At 56.2% G+C, this 22,963-nt stretch carries 19 protein-coding genes and 1 pseudogene; 1 reads left to right on the top strand and 19 read right to left on the bottom strand.

Annotated features, from left to right (window positions below):
- Positions 1 to 3: 3 nt before the first annotated feature.
- The 16 genes from RT613_RS02910 to RT613_RS02835 form a co-directional block, all read right to left on the bottom strand.
- A complete protein-coding gene (locus RT613_RS02910; protein WP_313613061.1) occupies positions 4 to 945 on the bottom strand; it encodes an NAD(P)-dependent oxidoreductase in 942 nt (313 codons plus the stop codon).
- 3 nt (positions 946 to 948) lie between these two features.
- The gene (locus tag RT613_RS02905; RefSeq protein ID WP_313612837.1) at positions 949 to 1,275 is read right to left on the bottom strand and encodes an NIPSNAP family protein; all 327 of its coding nucleotides are present in this window, start codon (positions 1,273 to 1,275) and stop codon (positions 949 to 951) included.
- Between the two features lie 87 nt (positions 1,276 to 1,362).
- Positions 1,363 to 2,163 (bottom strand): N-acyl homoserine lactonase family protein, encoded by an 801-nt coding sequence (locus tag RT613_RS02900; RefSeq protein WP_313612836.1) that lies wholly within the window; start codon positions 2,161 to 2,163, stop codon positions 1,363 to 1,365.
- A 114-nt stretch (positions 2,164 to 2,277) separates the two neighbouring features.
- On the bottom strand, positions 2,278 to 3,489 hold the full coding sequence (locus RT613_RS02895) for an ABC transporter substrate-binding protein (RefSeq protein WP_313612834.1): 1,212 nt from the start codon (positions 3,487 to 3,489) through the stop codon (positions 2,278 to 2,280).
- A gap of 30 nt (positions 3,490 to 3,519) precedes the next feature.
- Complete coding sequence (locus RT613_RS02890; protein ID WP_313612832.1) at positions 3,520 to 4,230, bottom strand: ABC transporter ATP-binding protein; 711 nt, start codon at positions 4,228 to 4,230, stop codon at positions 3,520 to 3,522.
- Positions 4,223 to 5,989, bottom strand: a complete 1,767-nt coding sequence (locus RT613_RS02885; protein WP_313612830.1) for a branched-chain amino acid ABC transporter ATP-binding protein/permease — start codon at positions 5,987 to 5,989, stop codon at positions 4,223 to 4,225. Before RT613_RS02885 ends, RT613_RS02890 begins: the two co-directional genes overlap by 8 nt.
- The gene (locus tag RT613_RS02880) at positions 5,989 to 6,954 is read right to left on the bottom strand and encodes a branched-chain amino acid ABC transporter permease (protein ID WP_313612828.1); all 966 of its coding nucleotides are present in this window, start codon (positions 6,952 to 6,954) and stop codon (positions 5,989 to 5,991) included. Before RT613_RS02880 ends, RT613_RS02885 begins: the two co-directional genes overlap by 1 nt.
- Positions 6,951 to 8,321 (bottom strand): MmgE/PrpD family protein, encoded by a 1,371-nt coding sequence (locus RT613_RS02875; protein ID WP_313612826.1) that lies wholly within the window; start codon positions 8,319 to 8,321, stop codon positions 6,951 to 6,953. Before RT613_RS02875 ends, RT613_RS02880 begins: the two co-directional genes overlap by 4 nt.
- Before the next feature lie 137 nt (positions 8,322 to 8,458).
- A complete protein-coding gene (locus tag RT613_RS02870) occupies positions 8,459 to 9,205 on the bottom strand; it encodes an SDR family oxidoreductase (RefSeq protein ID WP_313612825.1) in 747 nt (248 codons plus the stop codon).
- A 333-nt stretch (positions 9,206 to 9,538) separates the two neighbouring features.
- Positions 9,539 to 10,165 carry a dual specificity protein phosphatase gene (locus tag RT613_RS02865; protein WP_313612823.1) on the bottom strand — a complete coding sequence of 209 codons (627 nt, stop codon included), beginning with the start codon at positions 10,163 to 10,165 and terminating at the stop codon, positions 9,539 to 9,541.
- Between the two features lie 46 nt (positions 10,166 to 10,211).
- A complete protein-coding gene (locus RT613_RS02860) occupies positions 10,212 to 11,123 on the bottom strand; it encodes an inositol monophosphatase family protein (RefSeq protein ID WP_313612822.1) in 912 nt (303 codons plus the stop codon).
- A 58-nt stretch (positions 11,124 to 11,181) separates the two neighbouring features.
- Positions 11,182 to 12,306: an ABC transporter substrate-binding protein gene (locus tag RT613_RS02855; protein ID WP_313612820.1), complete on the bottom strand. Its 1,125-nt coding sequence runs from the start codon at positions 12,304 to 12,306 to the stop codon at positions 11,182 to 11,184.
- A gap of 50 nt (positions 12,307 to 12,356) precedes the next feature.
- The gene (locus RT613_RS02850) at positions 12,357 to 13,496 is read right to left on the bottom strand and encodes an ABC transporter substrate-binding protein (RefSeq protein WP_313612818.1); all 1,140 of its coding nucleotides are present in this window, start codon (positions 13,494 to 13,496) and stop codon (positions 12,357 to 12,359) included.
- Between the two features lie 23 nt (positions 13,497 to 13,519).
- Complete coding sequence (locus RT613_RS02845) at positions 13,520 to 14,647, bottom strand: ABC transporter substrate-binding protein (protein WP_313612816.1); 1,128 nt, start codon at positions 14,645 to 14,647, stop codon at positions 13,520 to 13,522.
- Between the two features lie 56 nt (positions 14,648 to 14,703).
- Positions 14,704 to 15,837, bottom strand: coding sequence for an ABC transporter ATP-binding protein (locus RT613_RS02840; protein ID WP_313612814.1), 1,134 nt, complete (start codon positions 15,835 to 15,837; stop codon positions 14,704 to 14,706).
- Complete coding sequence (locus tag RT613_RS02835) at positions 15,837 to 17,690, bottom strand: iron ABC transporter permease (RefSeq protein ID WP_313612812.1); 1,854 nt, start codon at positions 17,688 to 17,690, stop codon at positions 15,837 to 15,839. The genes RT613_RS02840 and RT613_RS02835 overlap by 1 nt, the downstream gene beginning before the upstream one ends.
- Before the next feature lie 547 nt (positions 17,691 to 18,237).
- On the opposite strand from RT613_RS02835, the gene RT613_RS02830 reads away from it, so the two are divergent.
- On the top strand, positions 18,238 to 19,224 hold the full coding sequence (locus RT613_RS02830; protein ID WP_313612810.1) for a LacI family DNA-binding transcriptional regulator: 987 nt from the start codon (positions 18,238 to 18,240) through the stop codon (positions 19,222 to 19,224).
- On the opposite strand, the gene RT613_RS02825 is transcribed toward RT613_RS02830, so the two are convergent.
- The 3 genes and pseudogenes from RT613_RS02825 to RT613_RS02815 form a co-directional block, all read right to left on the bottom strand.
- On the bottom strand, positions 19,221 to 20,864 hold the full coding sequence (locus tag RT613_RS02825; protein WP_313612808.1) for a Na/Pi cotransporter family protein: 1,644 nt from the start codon (positions 20,862 to 20,864) through the stop codon (positions 19,221 to 19,223). The two genes, RT613_RS02830 and RT613_RS02825, sit on opposite strands and share 4 nt — an antisense overlap.
- 21 nt (positions 20,865 to 20,885) lie before the next feature.
- Positions 20,886 to 22,571 carry a metallophosphoesterase gene (locus tag RT613_RS02820; RefSeq protein ID WP_313612806.1) on the bottom strand — a complete coding sequence of 562 codons (1,686 nt, stop codon included), beginning with the start codon at positions 22,569 to 22,571 and terminating at the stop codon, positions 20,886 to 20,888.
- A gap of 2 nt (positions 22,572 to 22,573) precedes the next feature.
- Positions 22,574 to 22,963: pseudogene (locus RT613_RS02815) on the bottom strand (protein phosphatase); the annotation flags it as partial.

The raw sequence follows: 22,963 nt of genomic DNA, 5'->3' as shown, positions 1-22,963 counted from the left end.
ACCTCAACTTTGTTCCTGCTCGAGCAAGCGGTACATTTCGGTGTGATCGGCGGTTGGGCCAACCTCACCTGCCTGCTCATGCCAGAGATCGATACCATTGCGACCGAAGGTCAGCGGATAATCGACCGATTGCGCCAGCGCCCGGGCAATACCGAGATCCTTGTCCATGAGATGCAGGGAGAACCCGGAACCATAGGTGCCAGACAGCATGAATTGCTTGACCTTGTTTTCAGACGTATTGCTTTTGCCCGACGAGGCATTGAGCACATCGGTCATCGCTTCTGGCGAAATGCCAAAGCGCTGCGCCACATGCAGTGCCTCGACCGTGACCATCAGGCCGCAGGCCGACACGAAGTTGTTGAGTGCCTTGGCCGCGTGACCGGACCCGGCCGGACCGATGAACAGAATGGAGCCGCCCATCGCCTCAAGCACTGGCATCGTCTCGGTCTTCACGGTTTCCTTGCCACCCACGAGAATGGCAAGTGTTCCTTCCTTGGCGCGTTTGACACCGCCGGAAACCGGCGCATCAAGATAGTCCAGTCCCTGCGCTTCAAGCGTCGCCGCCAGTTCACGCGAGCGCACTGGCTCAGACGAACTCATGTCGATGACAAGCGCGCCTTTGCGCAAGGATGCAGCCCAGCCATTTTCCAGAAGTACTGTCTCGACGATCTTCGAGTTTGGCAGCATGGTGATGAGCACATCAACCTCAGCGGCCACATCCTTCGTCAAGGGCGCGACAGCAAGCTCGTCACAAATCGTCTTGATCCTCGCCTGGTCCGCATCTGCCACCAGCAGGCGGAACCCTGATTTGACCAGGCATGCACACATCGGTGCGCCCATCATTCCCAAGCCAATGAAGCCTATCGTTTTTCCGGCCATCTGATTGCCTAACCTCATTTGTTCCCATCGTCTTTCGACCCTGCACCGAAAGACATTTCCAACAATCCTTTAGCGAATCGCCGAAAAGTCCGTCGGCGCAAGGAAGCTGTTTTCCACACGCGCCACGATCGGACGCTCACGTTCGGTTTCCGCACGTGCGGCAATCCAGTCTGCGTCAGCCTGAAATGCATTCCAGCGTTCTTCACGCTCGGCCATGCTGTTCCACTTGAGAATATAACCCAGCGTGTGGTTGTCGCTGCCGATCAAGGTCGTCCAGAATGCCACCTGTTCGATGCCGTGTTTTTCGAAAAAACCAAGCGTGTGGTTGCGGAAACGGTCCATCAGCGCAGGAAGTCTGGTTGGAGCGCAGTAATAAACACGCATTTCAAAGATCATCGAATTTCCCTCCATGATCATCATATAAGCTCACGCTACATGACGTTAATACAATATGTCAATAATACAATATTGAACGATGACTTTTCAGGACATCAGTTCATCGACATCGAGTTTGGCAACCATGCCTTCGGTTTGTTTGCTGTAGGCGGGATAACGTTTGAGCACTTCAGGATCATGTCCCGGCACAATAAGACGCTTGTCTCCGGCAAGCTCCATCAGCCGCCCATATCCGGCAACCGTTTGAGAAACACTGTCGCAAGTCGGGAAGACACGACCGGAATTCATATGCGCATAATGATGCGTTGCATCTGACGCCAGAACCACCGCGCCGCGCGCCGTGTCGACACGCACGCACTGTAGTCCGCGCGAATGCCCACCAATGTGATGAACGGAAATTCCAGGAAAGAGTTGGCTGTCGCCCTGTGCAAAGGCAACCTTACCAGCATAAACGCGCCGCACCATGCCGGTCACGTCATCCACCTCATAGGGGTGGTTGAGACTGTGATGGCACATGCATGGACCGGTCGCGAACGCCATTTCGCTTTCCTGCATATGGAAGCAGGCATTGGGAAACATGTCGTTATTGCCGGCATGATCATAATGCATGTGCGTGGTGATGACATGTTCGACACGGCTGCAATCCACGCCAACCGCCGAAAGCGCCTGATTGACCGGCGTTGTCAGTTCACGCGCACGCCGGTTGCCGGATTCGGGATTAAAACCGGTATCAACAACAACGGTTCTTCTGTCATTGCGAATGACCCATACGAAGTAATCGAGCGGCATCGGGCGATCATGTTCATCGCCACCGATGAAATTCTGCGAGGATTGCCGTCCATTATGGGCATATTTCACGGCAAGCACTTCATATATTTCGTCAGCCATTCCCATCCTCATTGCGTTTGCACTTGAAGTGCGGGGGTATTGAGAGGCCGGGGCGAGACATCGCCGCCCCGGGAATGCTTTGGACGTCAGGCACAAAATGCCGGGCGCGTCACATCACTTTGGCCAGATCGGTTTTGCCAGAGCCAGGTCATCCGGGTAAACAGTCACGGGAACGCCGTTCTGCCACTGGATGATCGTCAGGCTTGCGCCCTCGCGGTGTCCCTTGTCATCGAAGCTGAGCGTGCCGCCCGGGTAGTATTTGGCGGGGCCTGCATTAAGGGTTCTCAGCGCTTCACCAAGATCAGCACGGTCGCGGCTGCAACTCTTGTCGAGCGCATCCTTCAATAACCAGATGTCGCCATAGGTGGAAATGGCGTTCTGGGTCATCCATGGCTCGCCATATTTCTCGTTGAGGCGCTTGATCAGATCTTCCTGACCCTTGGTCCCCCAGTTGGCCACAGCGGACATCACACCTTCGAGCAGGTTCGCCTGCATGGTGTTGAGAACCTCAGGTTCGGCAATCGCGATGCCGAAGGAAACAACCGGCGTATTGACGCGGAATTCCTTCATCTTCTCAAGGATCAGCTTGCTGTCGGAAATGACCGTCGGCAGGAAGAACAGGAGGTCAGGTTTTTTCTGACGCACCTGCTGCACAAGCGAGGTCGCATCGGCCAATGGCGGCGTGAACACCTGCTCGAAGGACAGGTCAAGACCAACATCCTTCAGCAGCCCCTTCTTCATGCGATCAACGGAGGCAAGCGATGCGGCCGTATTATCGGTGATGATCGCCACTGTCTTTGGGCGTGTGCCAGTCTGCTGCTCGGCAAGATCAAGAATGATCGGCAGCGCGATCTGCGCCTGTACGCCCGCTGTCGCCGATGTCTGGAAAATGTTCTTGAAACCACGGCTGGTGATCAGGTCCGAATAGGACAAAGTCAAAAGCGGCAGGTTGGCGCGCTCTGTCACTTCACTGACCGCCAGCGTGAACGAGCTCAGGTAAGCGCCGGTCGCACCGACAAGCCCCGGAAAATCTGCGACCATACGCTGTGCCGAGTTGGTGGCTTTTTCAACGGAATCTCCGGAGTCGATGGTGACCAATTCCAGTGGCGCGTTGCCCAGGCAGGCAATGCCACCAGCCTTGTTAACGTCCTCAATCGCCATTTCGGCACCCATCTTCATCACCTGACCCGGACGGGCATAAATACCCGAGGTTGGCGCGATCAGACCAATCTGGATCGGCTCTGCCGACTGGGCATGAGCCATGCCGGCATTCAGTATTGTTGATGCCAACGCTGCTGTCAGAAAAAATTTCGCATTGCTTTTCATGTGTTCACTCCTCCACACATTATTGCTTGGTTACATTCCAAGATATGCCTGACGGACGCGGTCATCGGCCTTTAACGCCTCTCCGTTTCCTTCGAGCACAATTCGCCCCGTTTCCAGAACGTATCCGCGATCTGCAAATTGCAGGGCTTCCGCCACCCGCTGCTCCACCAGCAGGATCGACAGGCCGATATCGCGCCTGATCTCCATCATCTTGTCGAACACCAGATCAGCAATCGATGGTGCAAGCCCCATGGATGGTTCATCCAGCATCAGCAGTTTTGGCGACGACGCCAATCCACGACCGATGGCAAGCATCTGCTGCTGGCCGCCCGATAAGGTGCCCGCATACTGGCTGGCACGCTCTTTGAGCACCGGGAACCACGTATAAATCCGCTCGAGATTGTCCTTCCATTCGCGCCGCCCCTTTTCGGTGGCAGCCCCCATTTCAAGGTTTTCAAGAACGGTCATTGACGGGAAAACCTGGCGTCCCTCCGGCACATGGGCGATGCCCAGATGCGGCCGCAGCGACGGTTCGAGGTTGGAAATATCCTGCCCTTCGCAACGGATGCGTCCTCCGCGCAGGGGAATGGTGCCGGAGATTGCCTTGAACAGTGTGGTCTTGCCCGCACCATTCGGTCCGACGACCGAGATGAACTGCCCCTGGCCGATCTTGATCGACACGCCATGCAGAACCGCGATGGATGATGAATAACCGGCAGTGATGTCTTCGATCTCAAGCATTTGCCACCCATTTCTTTCCAAGATAGGCCTCGATAACCCGGGCATCCCGGGTGACTTCCTGCGGCAGTCCTTCGGTAATCACCTGCCCGTGATCGAGCACGAGGAAACGATCCACCAACTGAACCATGGCATGCATCGTGTGCTCGATAATCACGACCGTGACACCCGAGGCTGACAGGCGACGGATAACGGCAACCACTTCGACTGCCTCTTCCTTGCCAAGCCCGGCCAGCGTCTCATCCAAAAGCAGGATGTGCGGTTTGCCGGCCAGAGCACGGGCAAGCTCCATCAGGCGCAGGTCCTTGGTCGAGAGACCGCCGGCCAGCTGATGGGCGATATGCGACAGCCCGACCTGACGAAGTGCATCGTCAGCGATGGTTTCAGCCTCTTCCTCGGTTTTCGCCGTCACATAGGAGCCAACCTTCACGTTGTCGCGAACACTCATGCGGGTGAATGGACGCATGATTTGGAACGTACGACCGACACCGGCCTGGCACAGTTCATGCGGTTTGCGACGCGCCATGTTGACGCCGTCAACCATCACTTCGCCCTCGCTTGGCAACTGAAAGCCGTTGAGCAGATTGAACAGCGTGGTTTTGCCGGCACCATTCGGTCCAATAATGCCAAGGATCATGCCTTTGTTGACCTGGAAGCTGACATTCTGCACGGCTTTCAGGCCGCCGAAATTCTTCGACATGCTGCGAACATCGAGAACGATTTCAGGGTTGAGCGCACGGGTTTCACGCGCCGGCAGCGGTGTGACATTGGTCGTGGTTGTCTGTTCAGGAACAACCGGCACGTCTGTTCCCTTGCGAGACCGCAAGCGGTCACGGATTTTCCAGAACATGCCTTCCGGTGCAGCGGTGATCAGAACCACAATGGCCACGCCATAAACCACGCCCTGAATGCCGGGCAGGAAGTTGCCGAGTTCCGCATGCAGGATTTCGGCAATCGGGATCAGGAAGGACGCGCCGATGATTGGCCCCCATAGGGTGCCCGCACCACCAAACATCGTCACCGTCAGCGCCTGCGCAGAGACCAGCATGCCGAACACCGACTGCGGCGTGATGACGAGAATGACGACGGCGTACAGCGAACCAGCCATGGCGGCAATGGCACCACTCAGCGCGATGGCCTTGAGTTTCCATCGCAGGGTATCAATACCGGCAGCCTCGGCAGCTGCTTCGTTCTGCTTGATGGCGATGAGCGCCATACCAAAACGTGAGGCTTCGATTGCCCGCGACAGGATGACGACGGCGCAGAGGAAGATCATGGCAATCAGCGTATAGACCCGACCATCGGCGAACTGCATATAGGCAGCCGGATTGTCGATGACGCGCGGAATGCTGACTTCTGGAAAACCGAGCCATTGGAAGACGTACATCAGCGCCAGCGGGTAAGCGAGCATGCTGAGTGCGAAATAATGGCCGCGTAGTTTGAATGTCGGAAAACCGATCACCACACCGGCAAGAGCGCCGATGAAACCGGAAACGAAGAACATCAGCCAGGGCGACAGACCCCAATAGATCTGCGCCAGCACGGTCGCAAAGGCACCGATGCCAAAGAAGCTGGCATGACCGAAGGAAACGAGCCCGGTATAACCGCTGAAAATGTTCCAACTCAGGCCAAAAATGGCCCAGATGAGCACCAGCGTCAAAATGAGCTGGTAGTAGGAATTGGTCACGAAGATTGCGAGCACCATATAGGCGAGCGCCAGCGCGAAAAACACCTTGATGGATTTGAGAACAGCCATATTCATCAGGTTCTCTCCACGTTACGGCCGAACAGGCCTTGAGGTCGCAACATGACAACCAGCAGGAAGCACACGAAAATCGTCGCGTTCTGCAATTGGGTGGGCAGGACCAGTGTCGAAAACTGCTGGATGAGACCAATCAGCATGCCGCCCCAGAAGGCACCGATGACGCTGCCAATACCGCCGAGAACAACGCCGGCATACATGATGATCACGTATTCGAGGCCAACGAACGGGCTGAACGGATAGTTGGTGGCAAGCAGACCGCCGGCCATTGCTGTCACCGCAGTTCCGATGGCGAAAGCCACACGGTGCGACTTGTCGACATTGATGCCCATATAGGTCGCAGCTTCAGCATTATCGGCTGCGGCACGCAGCGATTTTCCAAGGAACGTGCGCTGGATCAGAAGCCAGAGGCCAATGATGGCGACCGCTGAAAACACCGCGGTCAAAACGCGGGATTTGTTGAAGAACAACAGGATCGGCAGGCTTTCACCAAACGGTTCCAAGGCCCATGCGTCACTCGACAGAGGCGTGCGGATCGACACAAGATCGGCTCCGAACAGGATCATGGCACCGTTTTGCAGGATGAGCGCGATACCAAGCGTCAGGATAAGTTGCGCGTAGTGACCATCGGCCTCCATACCGACGGTACGCGTGCCCGTCACCCGACGGATCATCAGCCGGTGAATGATCCATCCAAACAGGAACATGGCAGGCGCTGCGGCCATAACCGCAACATAGGCACCGAGCTCGGCACCGAAAAACGCCTGAATGCCGAAGGCACCAAACGCGAAATAAGTCGCGTACATGCCGAGCATCATGAAATCGCCCTGGGCGAAGTTAATCACGCGCATGATGCCGAAGATCATAGCCAGACCAACGCACATCATCCCGTAAAGCGCACCAACCAGCACTCCTGTAATCAGGAGCTGCAAGATGCTTTCAATCAATATCTGAAAGTCGCTCATACGGCTCTTTCTCCTCCTCCAATTCGGCATAGTTGTTCCAGTGCCGCGACCGCGCCGGCGCTGGCCCTGCTCTGCGTCAGGTTTTCAATGGCAAGTCCGATTTTCCTAGCCTGATCTTCACCGAGGCGATGTGCAGCAGCGGCAGCCAGCCTGTTGCGCACCAGTTCGGGTGATGCCGAACGCACATCATCAAGACGTTCAACGATCACCTCGCCACGTTTTGTCTCCACCCGGAGTTCCGCGCCCTGCCGGGCGGGAAAAGCACCGTCCAGCGCATCGGAAATGGTGATCTCTGTGCGGTCGATCAGATCGGCGATGCGTTTGTCATCGAGCAACGCGTAATTGGCCTCAGCAATCTCGCCACGGGCAATCGTCGCGGCCATGCCAAAGAAGATACTCATCTTGGCCTGCAACGGCGTCTCAAACGGGCCACGATAGTTGCAACCGGGATAATTGAGCGCAGCACGATAGGTGGAAAGATGGATCTTTTCGACGGCATCGCCTTCCGCCACGCGCTTGATGGCTGCCAATGCCACCTGGCAAGGTGACTGCGCAAAATTGCAGGCTGGTACTTCCTTGTTGAACACCGCCATGATTTCGGAAGCACCATCGGGATAAAGCGAGATGCCACCGGCTGGAAGCGGAATGCCAAAGGCTGCAAACAGGCCGGCAACCCCATCAAGCGCGCTGTCAGAACCCTTCGCGCCAAGCGCTGCAAGTTTCACCGCGGTCAGCGCACTGCGTGCCGCAAAACCCGGGTGGAAATACATGTCATCGGCGCCGCTATGCGGCCATTCATTGAGACCACCAAATGCATTGGCAGCCAGTGCCAGTGCGTTGACTGTCTTTTCCTGATCGAGGCCGAGCAACATCGCACCAGCCAGTGCACCGGAAAGCGGTCCAATCAGGCCAGTTGGCCTGAACCGACGCGCCATGTCAGGTGTAACTAGCGCGCGCCCAATGCGTCCGCCAATTTCATAACCCGCAATGGCTGCTTCCAGTGGATCTGCAGCGAGATCAGGGTTTTCGGCAACAAGCGCCAGCACAACCGGCCATACGACAACACCCATATGGCTGATGCTGCCAGCATGCATGTCCTCACGCACGAGGCCGTGACCGCGAACACCATTGGCAAATGCAGCATCCAGTGCACCGACCGTCGCGGCTTCACCAATCACCGCACAAGGACCGGTTCCACCAGCAGCAACCGCCAACGCCTGTCGGCTCCATGGCAAATCGGCAGCCTCGATTGCGCAAGAAATGAAGTCGGCAAGGCAGGTCGCAGCCTTTGAGCGGACTTCGGCCGGAAATCCACCTGATGGTCTTGCCTGAGCAACCAGATCGCGCAGGAGCGTACTGTTCTTCATGAAACTCTCTCCCTTTTGCCCGTTCGGCCCGCAAACCCTCACCGCTCCCGGCAGGCAGGCACGCACCAAGGCCCAGGCGCCCGCAACGAGCGCCAGCATTCAATCATTTCAATGCGATAACCCTTGGCAGTCGCGCTTTAAGCGCCTGCGATTGACATTCCACAGTCGATTTTCAGAGACACGCCGGTAATGCAGCGCGCATCATCCGAAGCCAGAAATACCACGGCATTGGCAACATCTTCCGCTTCAGGAAGTCGGCCGAGCAGTGACTTCGCCTCCCGTTGCGCCCACCCGGCATCGGTGATCACGGCACTGGCGCCCGGTGTGCGCACGGAACCAGGCGCCACCGCATTAACGCGCACGCCCTTGGCACCCAGTTCGGCCGCCTGCTGGCGCGTGAAAGCGTCGATAGCACCCTTGATCGTCGTGTAAACCGAGGTGCGGCCGACGGCCATCGAAACAGCAATGGAGGAAAGATTGATGACGCTGCCGTTCGCGCTTTTTTCAATGAATGGCGTTGCAGCCTGCGTTGCCCAGAGGAAGCCCTTGATGCCTACATCCAGCATGCGATGCACTTCGTGTTCAGGGAATGCTGCCAGCGGTGAATAGTGGAAAACCACAGCATTGTTGACGAGAATGTCCAGACCGCCCTTGGCGGCAAAATCACCGATCACATCGTGAACAGCCTGGCGGTCACTGACATCGCAAGGCATGGCAACAAGATCGAGACCTTTGTTTTGGCTGATCACATCATCCAGTCGCGTGGCATCATTATCAAGCACGCCGACCGTCGCACCGGCCTTTGCCAGGCCTACCGCGATGGCAAGTCCAATGCCATTCGCTCCACCTGTAACAACGGCACGCAGTCCCTCCAGTGTCGGCATGCAAACCTCCCCTTTTGCGTAACCTAGCCCTTGCAAAGGGTAATATCACAAAATGACAATAATACAATCATAAAATTCACAATTGTCGTGGGTCCAAGTAGGCGCACCAGGAGAGACCCGCCTTGGCAAAACCAATGCGGTGTCATCACAGTGAAGTTTATGATCGGTTTTGAAAATATCGCTGTCAGCCGAAAGCGGCTCATCGCATTCAAAAGCGCGTGTGGTAGACGCTACGCCTCACTGGGCATGCGTAAAAACACAAGGACAGGCATCGCCCCCCTGACGATACCTGTCTTTGTTTCACCGCATCGAAGTCGAAGTGTCCGCAGACGCCTATTTGGCGTTATCGATCATTCGTATCCAGGCGGCAGCGCTGCGCGCAGCGTCGGCCAGAACCGGTTTAGGCGCCTTGAACCATTCATTTTCCGGAAGTTCCCGCTGCAGACGCACATAGCTGATCGCAATATCAAGCGTCGGAAATTCGTCCGGCAAGGTCAGGTGCAGAAACAGCGAAACAACGGCAACCGAACGGGATCGGCCGCCCCGGCAGTTGATCAGGACACTGCCGCGTTCCCGGCGCGGATAGGAGGGTTTGTCGGGCAGGATCTGCTCCAACGCCGCACGAAGAATATAGTGTGCCGCCACCATCTGCGTCTGAGGATTACCGGCACCGTCGATCAGGCCAATCTTGTAATAGCGGATTTCACCCGGCCCATAGACACTGCCTTCATGATCGGAAACCACCTGCGGCTGACGCACATAATTGAAATCGAGATTGACCGCACAATTGACGACAGTGGTAATGCCATTGCGACGCAACAGCTCTAGATTGCTGGCGCCCTCCTTGCCTGAAATAAACAGATCGACGCCATAGGTCGGATGTTGTTCATAGATCAGGCTTAGCTTTGGCAGCGTGCTGCTTTCCGGCATTTTTGTATTCTCAACTTCAAGTTGCTGCATGATGTCCTCTGCAAATATCGGCTGGTGAATATGGCCTGTCGCCTTTTCATCCAGCCCGTGTCGCGACTTTTGTCTGTGCGACCTTGGCAATGCGAATTTCTGAAATGGAGCGCGCCACACCCTCCAGAACCGGATAATTCGCGCCCTGCCCGGTTGCGATATAACCAGGGCACAGAAAATCCAAGGAACCCGGCGACACCTTGCCAAGCGTTAGCGGTTCGTAGGTTCCGCCGGCATTTTTTAGAATAAGCGTGGCTGCTGCCACGTCCCAGGCGTTGACGCCGAACCCGGCTGCCGCATCTGCCCAACCGGCTGCGACATGAGCAATACTTAAGGCAGCACTGCCGGGACGACGCAGTGTCGAGAAGGTTTCAATCAACACGCCGAGATTGGCAAGTGCTGCGCTTTTTCCGTCAAAACGAAAGTCCCGCGAGACCGGATAACCGGTGATCAGTGTTGCCTTGCTTTCGTCCGGCACCGCTTGAGACTGGATCCGCTCACCATTCAGATAGGCCACCTCAAGATCGGCAGAAAACATCAGATCCGCCACAGGATCATAAATTGCTCCTGCCACCACGACCCCATCAATTACCGCAGCAACAGACACACACCAAAACGCCAGACCTCGGGCAAAATTCGACGTGCCATCAATCGGATCGACATACCACTGGATGTCGCCGGCACCGATCTGACCGCCCTCTTCGCCCATGATCGCCGAGTTGGGCTCCCGCTCGAGAATAAAGGACCTGATCGTTGCTTCAGCGCGTTTGTCGTGAACCGTCACAACATCATGCAGATCAACCTTGTAATCCACCGCCATGTCCGAGCGAAACGCATCAAGCAATGGCTCACGCACCGCCAGTGCCGCCGATTTGGCAAGTTCCATCAGACGCCTTGAACGATCAAGCGCGTCCTGCGGTTCTTTGTGTTGATATGGGGAAGTCTGGCCGGTCTGCATATTTACCTCATCTCTGCGCGATTGATGGACGGCGCGGCGTAAACCGCGCCGCACTGTGTTATTTCTTGTAATTGACCCGCCAAAAATCCTGCCACTCTTCGCGGCGGTCGAAATCATCGAGACCGGTTGCCGAACGATACCCCAGCAGCTTGTCGGCCACTTTCACAAGACCGGATGGTTCACTGTCAGGCATCTTGATGTCGATATTGGTCGGGATCTTGCCGTCCTTCATCTGAGGTGCAATACCCTCTTCCGTCAAAATGTAATGCACGAAGAGCTTTGCAGTGTTGGGGCTTTTCGTTTTGGCGGCAATCAGACCGAGCTTGATGTAGGTCCAGCCCACCCATGGATCGAGATCGGCACACACGCCGAGTTTGTATCCCTTGTCCTTATTGTCACGGAACTTGGCGGAACTGAGCAGCCCAAAGAACGGCTCCTTCTGGCCTGCAGCGCCCACCGCTTCGGAGATGGGATCGTCACCATCGGTTGCAAGTGGACCATTCTGCGCCAAAGCCTTGATCCATGCGGCGGCGGCACTCTTCTCGGATGTTTCCAGATCCTTGCCGAAATGCGCCTTGTAGGCGGCAGCAACCTTGTCATTGCCATACGTTTCAAGCTGGTTGAACCAGTCAGTATAGGTGCCCTTGGTCAGGGGATCGACGAGAGCTACCTTGCCCTTCCATTTGCTTTCGGTCAGCTCCCAGATATTGCTGACCGGGCATTTGTCGTAAGCCTCTGTATTATAGGCCCAAACATTGGCATTGGTCGAAATCGCCAGAGGATCCTGGAACTCGGCGGGAATTTTGGATGCCATGTCGCCCGGTAGATAATTCTCGACGAAACCTTCCGGCAAAAGCTGAGCCAGCGCGGCAGGCGCATCAGTAATCAGCACCACATCACCCTGCACATTGCCTGACTGGCTTTCGCGGATGATCATTTCAAGCTGGCTGTTGGCCGACACCTTCATGCCCGTCACCTTCAGCCCGTATTTGTTGCTGAAGTTTTCGGCCATCTCAACGATTTTGCCTGTGCTGTCATAGATATTGATCGGCTTTTCCTGCTTGGCAGCAGCAACCAGCGCATCAAGATCAAAGGCCTCTTCGGCTCGTAAGGCCGTCGCCGATACACCCGCCATAAGGCTCGCCGCCATCAGCACCGGCATCATATGTTTGCTGTTCAACATGACTTCCCCTCCCAAGGAAAAATGGGGCAGGCCTCTCGCCTGCCCGCATGTCACTTCTTGTAGTTCACACGCCAGAAATCCTGCCAGCTTTCGCGCTTTTCCAGGTCATCACCGGCAGTCGCTGCATCAAATACCATCAACTCATCCAGATGTTTGCCAACGCCCGACGGCTCATCGGCTGGCAAACCAATCTTGGAATTGCCCGAGATTTTTCCGTCAGCGATCTGTGGCGCAATGCCCTCTTCGGTCATCAGATAACGAACAAAGAGTTTCGCGGCGTTCGGGCTTTTCGTCTGGCCGGCAATCAGACCGAAACCGGGATAAAGAAAGCCGGTGAAGGGTTGGACCCCGGTGCAGAGACCTAGTTTCAGACCCTTGGCTTCGTTATCGCGATATTTCGCCGTCGAGGTGATGACGAAAAACGGATCCGCCTGACCCGGCGCGCCGGCCGCTTCGGCAACCGTCGAGGAATCCGACAATAGCGGCGCGTTTTCGGCAAAAGCCTTCACCCAGGACGCTGTCGCCGTCTGGTTGGTCGTATCGAGCGGTTTGCCATAAAGCGCCTCATAAGCCTTGGCGACATCCGCGTCATGGTGGGTCTCGATCTGGTTGAACCAGTCGGCGTAAAGCGGCTTGTCGAAGAGGTCGAGCATCGCAAGTTTGCCCTTCCACTGCGGTTCCGTCAGTTGCCAGATGTTGTTGACCGGGCATTTGTCGTATTTCTCGGTGTTGTAGGTCCACACATGTGGGTCCGAGACGACAACAAGCGGATCTCGCAGCTTTTCCGAAATATCGCCGGCGAGGTCCGGCGGCGTCCAGTTGGTAACAATGCCCTGAGGCAAAAGCTCACCCATCGCAGAAGCAACATCCGTGGCGACGCTAACGTCACCAACGATATTGCCAGCCTGATGCTCGCGGATCATCAGCTCGATCTGCGTTGCCTCATTCACCTTTTTGCCGCTGGCCTGAACACCGTATTTTTCGGTGAAGGACTTGGCGGTATCGACGATCTTGCCAGTCACGGCGTAAACAGTGATTGGCGGCTCTTTTTTCGCCGCTTCGATCATGGCATCGAGATCAAAGGCTTCTTCCGAATGGGCCGCGCCACTGAGAGCTGCCGCGAACATCAGCGCAAGAGCGGAAACCGCAGACTTGCGCCGATTGAGCGTGGTCGGGTTGGTTTTGGTCATGATATTGGCTCCACATCCGTCATTCATTTTTTGTAATTCATCCGCCAGAAATCCTGCCAGTCTTCCCGTGCGTCCCAATCTTCAAGGGCGCTTGCCATGCTGTAGGGGAAGACCTGATCGAGGACGGCACCGATGCCGGATGGCTCGTCGCCTGGCAGACCGACATCGCGGTTGGTCGACATCTTGCCGTCGATTGCCTGCGGCGCGATGCCTTCGGCGGTCATCACGTAATGCATGAACAGCTTGGCAGCGTGCGGGCTGTCCGTGCCCTTGGTAATCAGCCCCACACCGGGATAAAGCCAACCGAGCCATGGTTTCAGATCCTTGCACAGACCCAGCTTCATGCCCTTGTCGGCATTGTCGCGAAACTTGGCCGAACTGATCAGACCCATGAAGGGTTCAGACTGTCCGGGTGCGCCAACGGCATCGGCCGCCGCCGCATCAGCATCGGTCAGAAGTGGTGCATTGGCTGCAAGCGCCTTGATCCAGGCTGCCGTTGCCGTCTCCTCACCCTTTTCCAGGTCCTTGCCGTAGAAATCCTTGTAGGCAGCCGCCACCTTGTCATCACCGTGTTTGGCCATTTGGTTGAACCAGTCGACATAGGACGCCTTGCCGAGCGGATCCTGCATGGCAACCTTGCCCTTCCACTTCGGCTCGGTCAGCTCCCAGATGTTGCTGACCGGGCATTTGTCGAAAAGCTCGGTATTGTAGGCCCAGACATTGGCGCTATTCACCACGGTCAGCGGCGACTGGTATTCAGCTGGGATCTTGTCGGCGAGATCTGGCGGCAGCCAGCTTTCCGCAAAGCCTTGCGGGATCAGCTGCGCCATGGCCGCCGGTGCATCACTGATGATGGATACATCACCCTGGATGTTGTTGGCGCGCGCCTCACGAATGATCATCTCAAGCTGCGCCGTCGCCTTGACCTTGGAACCCTCCGCGGAAAGTCCGTATTTCTTGGCGAAGTTGTTCGCCATTTCAACGATCTTGCCGGTGCTGTCATAGACAGTGATCGGCTTTTCCTTTTTGGCGGCCTCGACCAGAGCGTCGAGGTTAAAAGGCTCCTCCGCCTTTACCGCGCCACCCAATGTCGTCAAAACCGCAGCCGTCAGCATAAGCCGGCCCATGCACCCTTTTACATCACGCTTCATACTGCTCCTCCTTCAGTAATCGCCCAATATCCTGTCGATTTCAGTAACCGATCTGTTCAGTTGTACGTGCTCTTCCTCAACAGCAGGTCGGCCTCGTTGACCCGCCGTCCCTCTGCATCGAACACATGCAAGGCTTCAGGTGCCGCATGCACAACAATCCGTTCACCGCTGTCGATGCGTGGCAACACGTGGGTTGTCAGGAACAATGTGTGGTTTGCGCTTTTCAGTTCGAGGATCCAGCTGCCACCGGTCGGCAGCACGCCGGTCACCGTCATCTCCATGCTGAAATGATTATCCGGTACGGATTTTTGCTTCGTCGTATATTCCAGTGCCTCCGGGCGAATACCGACAGAACCGATACCGCGCAGTTTTGGATAGTTCTTCTCGAAGTAGGCCTCAGCCTTGTCGGCAATGTCGGACACGCCAGACTTTCCAAAGGTCAGGATGTTGATGGGCGGGCTGCCGACAAATTCCGCAACGAACCGATTGGCCGGACGATCATAGATGTCGTTGGGCGTGCCCATCTGCTGCAATGTGCCTTCATTCATCACGGCGATGGTTGTTGCCAGCGTCATCGCTTCCCACTGGTCATGGGTCACAAAGACGATCGTTGTTTTGAATTCATTGTGCAGGCGCTTCAATTCGGCACGCATTTCAAGACGCAGGCGCGCATCAAGGTTGGACAGCGGCTCATCGAGCAGAAGCACACCCGGATTGACCGCCAGCATACGGGCCAGTGCCACGCGCTGCTGCTGACCACCGGACAGCTGTGACGGATATCGGTCACGGTATTTGGCGATATCCAGCGCCTGCATGACCCGCTCCACCCGTGCTTCACGCTCGGCCTTTGGCAGGTTGCGCAGTCTCAGACCGAAATCGGTGTTGCGCTCGATGGTCAGGTGTGGCCACAGCGCGTAGGACTGGAATACCAGGCCCATTTCGCGTTTTTCCGGCGGCACGAAGATGCCCTGCTGCACGGAATCCACCACCCGTTCACCCACCTTGATTTCACCGCCTGACAGGTTTTCCAGCCCGGCAATCATGCGCAATGTCGTGGTCTTGCCGCAGCCCGAAGGGCCAAGCAGGCACATGAATTCGCCATCGCGAATTTCCAGATCAAGATCGGCCACCGCATTTGCAGCATTGACACCATAGTTCTTCTGCGCCCCGCGCAAATTGATCGTAGGCATTAGCTTCCAAGTCCTTCTGCAAGATTTGTACGTGTCAGCTTCTGGGCCAACAGGGTGCCGAAATAGGCGATTGCGGCGATGATCAGCACCACGGCATTGGCTGCCTGGGTGTAGTGGTAATCGACCAGTCGCAGGGAAAATGTGGTCAGAACATCAGTGCTTGGCACCGCCAGGATCACGAAGAGGCTGAGGCCCTTGATGCCCGAGATGAATGGCAACAGCACGCCGGTGACCAGTGAGCCCTTCTGGATCGGGATCACGATGGAAATCATGCGGCGGAACCAGCCGGCACCGGCAATTTGTGCTGCTTCTTCTGGATCCTTGCCAAGCTGCGTCATGGCGGAAATACCGGCGCGTGAGGCATAAGGCATCTGGTCGGCAATCAGGGCCAGCATCAGGATGGTCACCGTGCCGTACAGGGCTGGCATTGGACCGCGCTGGACCGCAAACAGCGAGAGATAAGCGGCGGCGAAGGCAATGCCTGGCACCAGATATGGCAGGAAGGTAACCTGACGCAGGAACACCGACAGACTGCGCACCGGAGTGCGGATGACCACATAACCAACCAGCAGACCGAGAACACCTGATGTCAGCGATGCAAGACCGACAATCATCATGGTGTTTTTCGCAGCAGCCCACAGATCAGGGCTCAGCAACACACCGGTCTGCAAGGCAACCGTATGCAGGTTGGTGCCGATCCAGTAATCAAGCGTGAAGTTGTCGAGACTGAAACGGGCTGGCACCTTCATCACCGTCGACAAAACGAGGGTCAGCAGCGGCAGGCCAACGCTCAGGATGAAGATGGCAGCAGCAAAACCGGTTGCCGGAAGACGTAGCTTGCCGAGCCGGCTTTGACGGTTCATCGATCCCTTTGAACCGATCGTCACGAAACGACGGGCTTCACGCACCAGCCTTGCATCGATCATCAAAGTGATGATGCCGATCAGCATGATCGATGCTGCAACGACACCGGCAACACCGGTTTGGCGCGAGGCAATGCTGCGGAACAGCGACGTCGAAAGCACTTCGAATTTCACAGGCAGACCAAGCACATAGGGCACACCAAATTCGCCCAGGCATTTTGCAAAGATCAGTACCATGGACGACAGAAGTGCCGGACGCATCAATGGCATGATGATCTGGATGGCGACCTGATAACGGCGCGCGCCAAGAATACGGGCAGAATCTTCCAGCTGCGAGTCGAAGCGGCGCAGGGCCGAACCAAACAGCAGGATGACGAATGGAGTGTAATGCAACGCCAGAATGATGGTGATCGGGAAACGCCCATAGGCAACCCAATCCGGCGGCGTCAGGCCAATGGTTTCAAACCAGCCGGGCTGGCCACCAACAGTGCGGTTCTTGAACAGAGTTGTCCAGGCAAGCGCAAATGTCCAGGCCGGCAGCATGTAAGGCACGATCAGCGCGGTCGCAAACCAGCGACGACCAAACATGTCAGTACGGCTGATCAACCATGCGAGCACGGTACCGATGACCAGCGACAGAGAAATCGCCCCCAGCGCCACGGTCAGCGTGTTGGCCAGAGGTCGCCAGAACAAATCTGTTGCAACGGGTGAGAAAAACGCACGGTCCAGATAATAGGTGGTGAAATCACCGACACCCTTGCCGAGACGGCGTTCATGCCCGAACTGCACCCGAACAGAATCCAGCACGATCGAAATGATCGGTACAACAATCAGATAGGTGAACAGCAGGGCCGTCAAAACGCCGATCAATGTCGTCGGCTCTCGTAGCGCGATCTTCAATCGATATCGCCATGCCTGCCAAGCGGAAGGCGCACCAACGGCGCCTTTCTCCAGCGTGTCGGCTTTGTTTGTATCACTTAGAAGAGCCATCATTCCTCCTCAGGCCATCAATCGCGGTGCCAAACGCTTCGTGGTGAAGGACACACGATTGTCCTCTCGCCAAAACCGCACTCAAGCGGCTCTGCGTTGTCCAGGCACTAGCAATGTCTTCAATCCTCCCAACGGGACTCCCGACCCGTCAGCCCTAGCAAATGCCCGATCCGGACCCTTTGCACATCGAACACCTGAATTTTACGATCCACGGCCCTCGTCTATAGGGGGATGATCAATGTTGCAGAAGGTTTTGTCAATCATAAAAATGCTCACGTGTGCAATATTGTAATCAATTGTTTTTATTTGATTATTTCGTGTATATTTTGAATATTTATTGCACACGCGATCATACTCGAAATCTGATATGTAAAAACATCGCCAGACCTTTCATTGGCATGGTTGAGCGACAGGCTAAAAATACAACTGTCTGGTTCCTGATTTCAGAAAAATCCGGCACTAGAAATCAAGGTTTCGACATTTTGGGGATTGGAAAAACCCCAACTTTGTGGCCTGTGATGTACCAAGGAATAGTCAGGGGGAGTGGATGGCACGAGGCTTTGTAACGGCAGAAGAAGTGGCAAAACGGGCCGGCGTGTCGCGGTCTGCGGTATCGCGTACCTTTACTCCAGGTGGCAGCGTGTCAAAGGCCGTACGCAAAAAGGTTCTGAAAGCCGCGCAGGAACTGGGTTACCGCGTCAATCGTCTGGCGCAGGGTCTCAACAACGACCGATCCAACCTGATTGGCGTGGTCGGTGCCAATCTAAGTTCGCCGTTCATTTCCAAACAGCTCGACGCCTTGAGCCTTGGCCTTCTGCGGCGCGGTTCGCAATGCCTGTTGCTGAACGCTGCCGATGCCCGCAAGGATATCGCCCCTCTTATCGAACTTCTGTTCGAGTTTCGCGCCCAGGCAATCGTTGTTCTGTCCGGTGAACCGCCAGCCTCGATTGTCGATGAATGTATTGCCAATGGCGTGCGCCTCATCCTGATCAACCAGAGCATGGACCGCACTGACACAAATGTCGTGCTCAGTGACGACTCGCATGGTGCCGATCTTGCTGCAATGCGACTGAGGTCTGCGAAATGCAAGAAGGTGGCCGTGGTCACCAGCGGCAGTCAGACACCGGCGCAAATCCGCCGTGCCAACGCCTTCACAAAACGCATGGAAAGCGAAGGAATTTCCGTTGTTTCCTGGTCAGATGGCCCCACCAGCTATGAAAGCGGTTACCAGGCCGGTTGCGAATTGTTGAAGGACAAGGATATCGACGGAGCCTTTTGTGTCACCGACCTTCTGGCGCTGGGTTTTCTTGATGCCGCCCGGTTGGAAATGAAAAGACGCGTTCCGCAGGATCTTTCCATTGTCGGTTTTGACGACATTCCCCAGGCCGGCTGGAAAAGCTATCAGTTGACCACCATCGCCCAGTCCTTCGATGCGCTGACGGAAAAGGTCTTGGCGGCGCTGGATAGCGATGAACCGGAAACCCGTTTGCAGGTGGTGCCGGTCAGCATGGTCGAACGGACAACCGCCCGTTAGCTCATCTGACGAATTCGGCTTTCGTTCAAAAGACCGCTGTCATCCAGAATGGGAAGCGCCACCGCCACGACATGGGCGTTGATCCGTTTCAGGTCACGCAGCAGGTCGAGATGCAGCGAACTCGTCTGGATACTGTCGGCTCTTCCGTCACGCAGCCGCTGGAGATGGCGAGCCGAAGACTGTTTTTCCAGTCGACGTACGTCTTCCTTCACCTCGACCAGACGACGGGCAAGTTCAGAATTCTTGGTGGCAAAAACGGTCTGCGCCATGCGCAGATTGTCCAGTGTGATGGTAAACAGGCGCAGCAATTCCTGCTGGCCATCCTCGGAAAAGGTCAGACCAAGGCCAACTTTCTTGGCAATCTCCGGCCGGATACCCTTTTCGATGATGTCACCGATATGTTCGAGATTGATGGCATATTCGACGATATCCATCGAGCGGCGATAGTCTTCATCGCTCAACTGCCCCTGCCCGACCCGCGACACGAAAACCTTGATTTCGTGCTGAATACGGTCAACGCGACCCTCAAGCGCGCTGATTTCGCTCAACTGCGACAGGTCATTCCGGCGCATTGCTTCGGCAGCCTGACGCAACATGCGCTCGACCAGATCGCCGACCAGCATCACCTCACGGCTTGCACCGGCAAGGGCTGCAACTGGCTGATCAAGATCATGGCTATCAAGGAAGCTGCGATGATCATCGCCTGTCTTTTTCTCCGGCAGGATGGTCGCCGTCAGTCGCAAGATGAACGGCGACAATGGCCAGGCAATCAGCGCCACGGCGATGTTGAACAGCAGATGCGCATCAACTGCGAGCTGCTGGTGGGAAAAATAGGGAAGTTCCAAAATCGCGGCACCATAACCGGCGAGCGGCATGGCAGTGGCGCAACCAATGGCGCGAATGATCAGGTTGCCAAGCGTCACGCGCCTTGCCGCAATCGATGCCTTCATGGTCGCTAGAACTGGCGGCACGGCACCGCCAAGATTGGCGCCTAGCACCAGAACGATGACAAGGCTGGAATCGATGCTGCCGCTCGCCGCCAATGACAGGATCAGAATGACCACCGCCAGGCTTGAGGATGCCAGTATGGCAAGACCCGCCGCAAACAGCAGCGCCACCGGCCAGGCATTGCCAAGCATGGTGATGAAAAGATTGAGAACCGGAGACTGGCGAAGCGGATCCGTCGCAGCCGACAAGAGATGCAGCGACAGAAGCATCAGGCCAACACCGACGAGAGCCGTACCGGCACCCTGTTTGGTCGATGATGCCATGCGCATCAAAACGACACCGGCCAGGATCAACAAGGGTGATAGCCAGCCAAGCCCAAGGGCGACAATCCAGGCCGTCGTTGCTGTGCCGATATTGGCCCCGAGCATGACGATCTGGGCCATGGCAGGCACGATCATTTCTTTCTCTACGAAAGACGCAACCATCAAGGCAGTGGCGGTGGAGCTTTGCAAGGCGACAGTGGCCAGGAACCCGGCAAGGAAGGAACGTGGGCTGCTACGTGTACCGGCGGCAAGACCTGTACGCAGCTTTGCGCCAAGTGCCCGCGACATGCCGTCCTTGATCTGACGCAGGCCAAACAGCAGCAAGGCAACAGCGCCGAACAGATTGATGCTGACAATGGCCGATTCCATGCATTCACCCCTTATCGACAATCATGCCGGCACGGCATCACCAACCGCCGGAACCGGCAGAACCAGATTTTGCGAACCACCCTCGGCACGATCAAGGAAAAGCCCGAGAGCACCCAAGAATATCGCAAAAAATCTTGAACGCGAACCATCATTAGCATCCGGCGCTTGCCCAAATCTTGAGGCCAGCCAACGGTAAAACATCAGCTTTTCCGGTTCGATATGCAGCAAAGCCAGCGACGCGCCTTGTCGCAGACAGTACCAATCGGCAATCAATTCAAACATTGGCAGGCCAGCCAGCCTGGCAAACCGGCTGGTGGCCGCTTCATCGACGGCAAAGATAGGTCCAATCACGTCAATAACGCTTTTGTCACCAATCGCCGCAACAATCTCGGTCGGCCATTCCTTGACGAAATAACGGTGGCGAACCAGCGCCCGTTTGTGTTGCAGCAGGAAGTCACCGTAATCCTCGGCAGAAAATGCAGGATCCGGCTTCTCACCTCTGAGGTCCGTTTCCCGCGCATAACCTGCACTCAGGCCCGCATTGACCGGCAAGTCGGACATTTCGACCGTTTCGATTGCGATCTCATGACCCGCGGCATGGACCACCTTGAAGGCCGGTGGAAAAGCCACCAGCGATGGAACGGCAATGTTGGTCAGCGAGTGATCACCCTGCTCTCGCCGCGTCACACCCTCGACATGCAGATGGCCGCTGAAATGCACAGATATGCCAGCTGCAATCAATGCGTCTTCAACCGCCTTTACAGGCGTACGGCGCACCACATTGGTTTCACCAAACAACGAGGCCTCCGCACCGGATGCACCGTCAAACGGGTCGAGCGCCGGATAGTGCGAAAATGCGAGCAGTGTTTTGCCCTGTTGACGCGCGCGCTGACTGACATCGACAAGCCAGTCGATGATAAAGCGCTTGGACCGCAACATGGCGTTCCAACCGCCTGACGTGCTGTCGGTAAAGGCTTTTTCCTCTCCGGGAGCGAAACTGCCATCCAATGGCTCGAAAACATTGGCATCGATCATCACCAGCCAAAGCCCAAGTTCCGGTTCGACCAGATAAGACGCATCCATCAGCTCATACCGGTTTCTACCGTCCGGCGAGACCACCGTGTAAACACGGTCTTCAACGGCATCGCTTGTGCCGAACGGTGTTTCCCAATGCAGATATTCCGGACGGCGGAAATATCCGAAATCCGCCATTGGGTTGAGGCCGGAAGGATAACCTTCGCAATACATGTCCTCACTAAAAACGGCACCATTGCCTGCCAGTGTTGGATCGCTGGTAATATCAACACCTTGGCCGTTTTCGCCCAGAAACTCCTTGCTGTGATGGCGGCCTTTCGGACCAAAAATATCGTGATTTCCTGGCAAGGCATAAAAGGCCGTGCCGTGTTTCTCCGAATGGGCCTGCAACAGGCCTCGCAACGTTTCCGTCGTGGCGCGCTGGCCGTCATCGGTATAGTCACCAAGCAGCACGACGTGGCGAATATTGCGGGCCGCCACTCTGTCCAAAGCGGCGCGCAACGCATCTGCGCTTTCATTAAAAACGCGGGTCGACTGGCGCGTATCAGACCAGCTGCGCATGGTCATTTGCTGGCCATCGACAGCGATGCCGGCAAACCCAAAATCTGCCGCCGTGTCATGAAAATGCGCGTCGGCGATCACTGCTACGGGTGGAAAACTGCGTGAACCCATGATCAAGCCTTCTTTCGGCCTTCGATCACGTCAATCCAGACCGATGCGCGGCGCGCGGCCTCATAAAGGCTTGGTTTTGGCGTTTCGAACCACTCGTCCGGGCGCAATTCACGGCGTTCCCGGATTACGGCGACGGCATCATCGAGCGTCGGATAAAGTTCAGGTTGCTGCTTGTGCAGAAACAGCGCCACAAGGGACACAGACCGGCTGCGGCCACTGCGGCAATTGACCAGCACATTGCCACCGTCAGGGAATGGATAGGTTGCGCGTTTCGGCATGGTCTGCCGCAAGGCACCGTCGAGAATGTAATAGGCGCCGAGCATCATCGTATCGGGGCTGCCTTCACCATCGATCAGGCCCAATTTGTAATAGCGGATTGCGCCGTAGCCGGT

Source organism: Agrobacterium sp. (assembly GCF_032092815.1).
GTDB lineage: Bacteria > Pseudomonadota > Alphaproteobacteria > Rhizobiales > Rhizobiaceae > Agrobacterium.
Note: the sequence above shows the minus strand (reverse complement) of the source record. Positions and strands in the feature narration are given on the sequence as shown.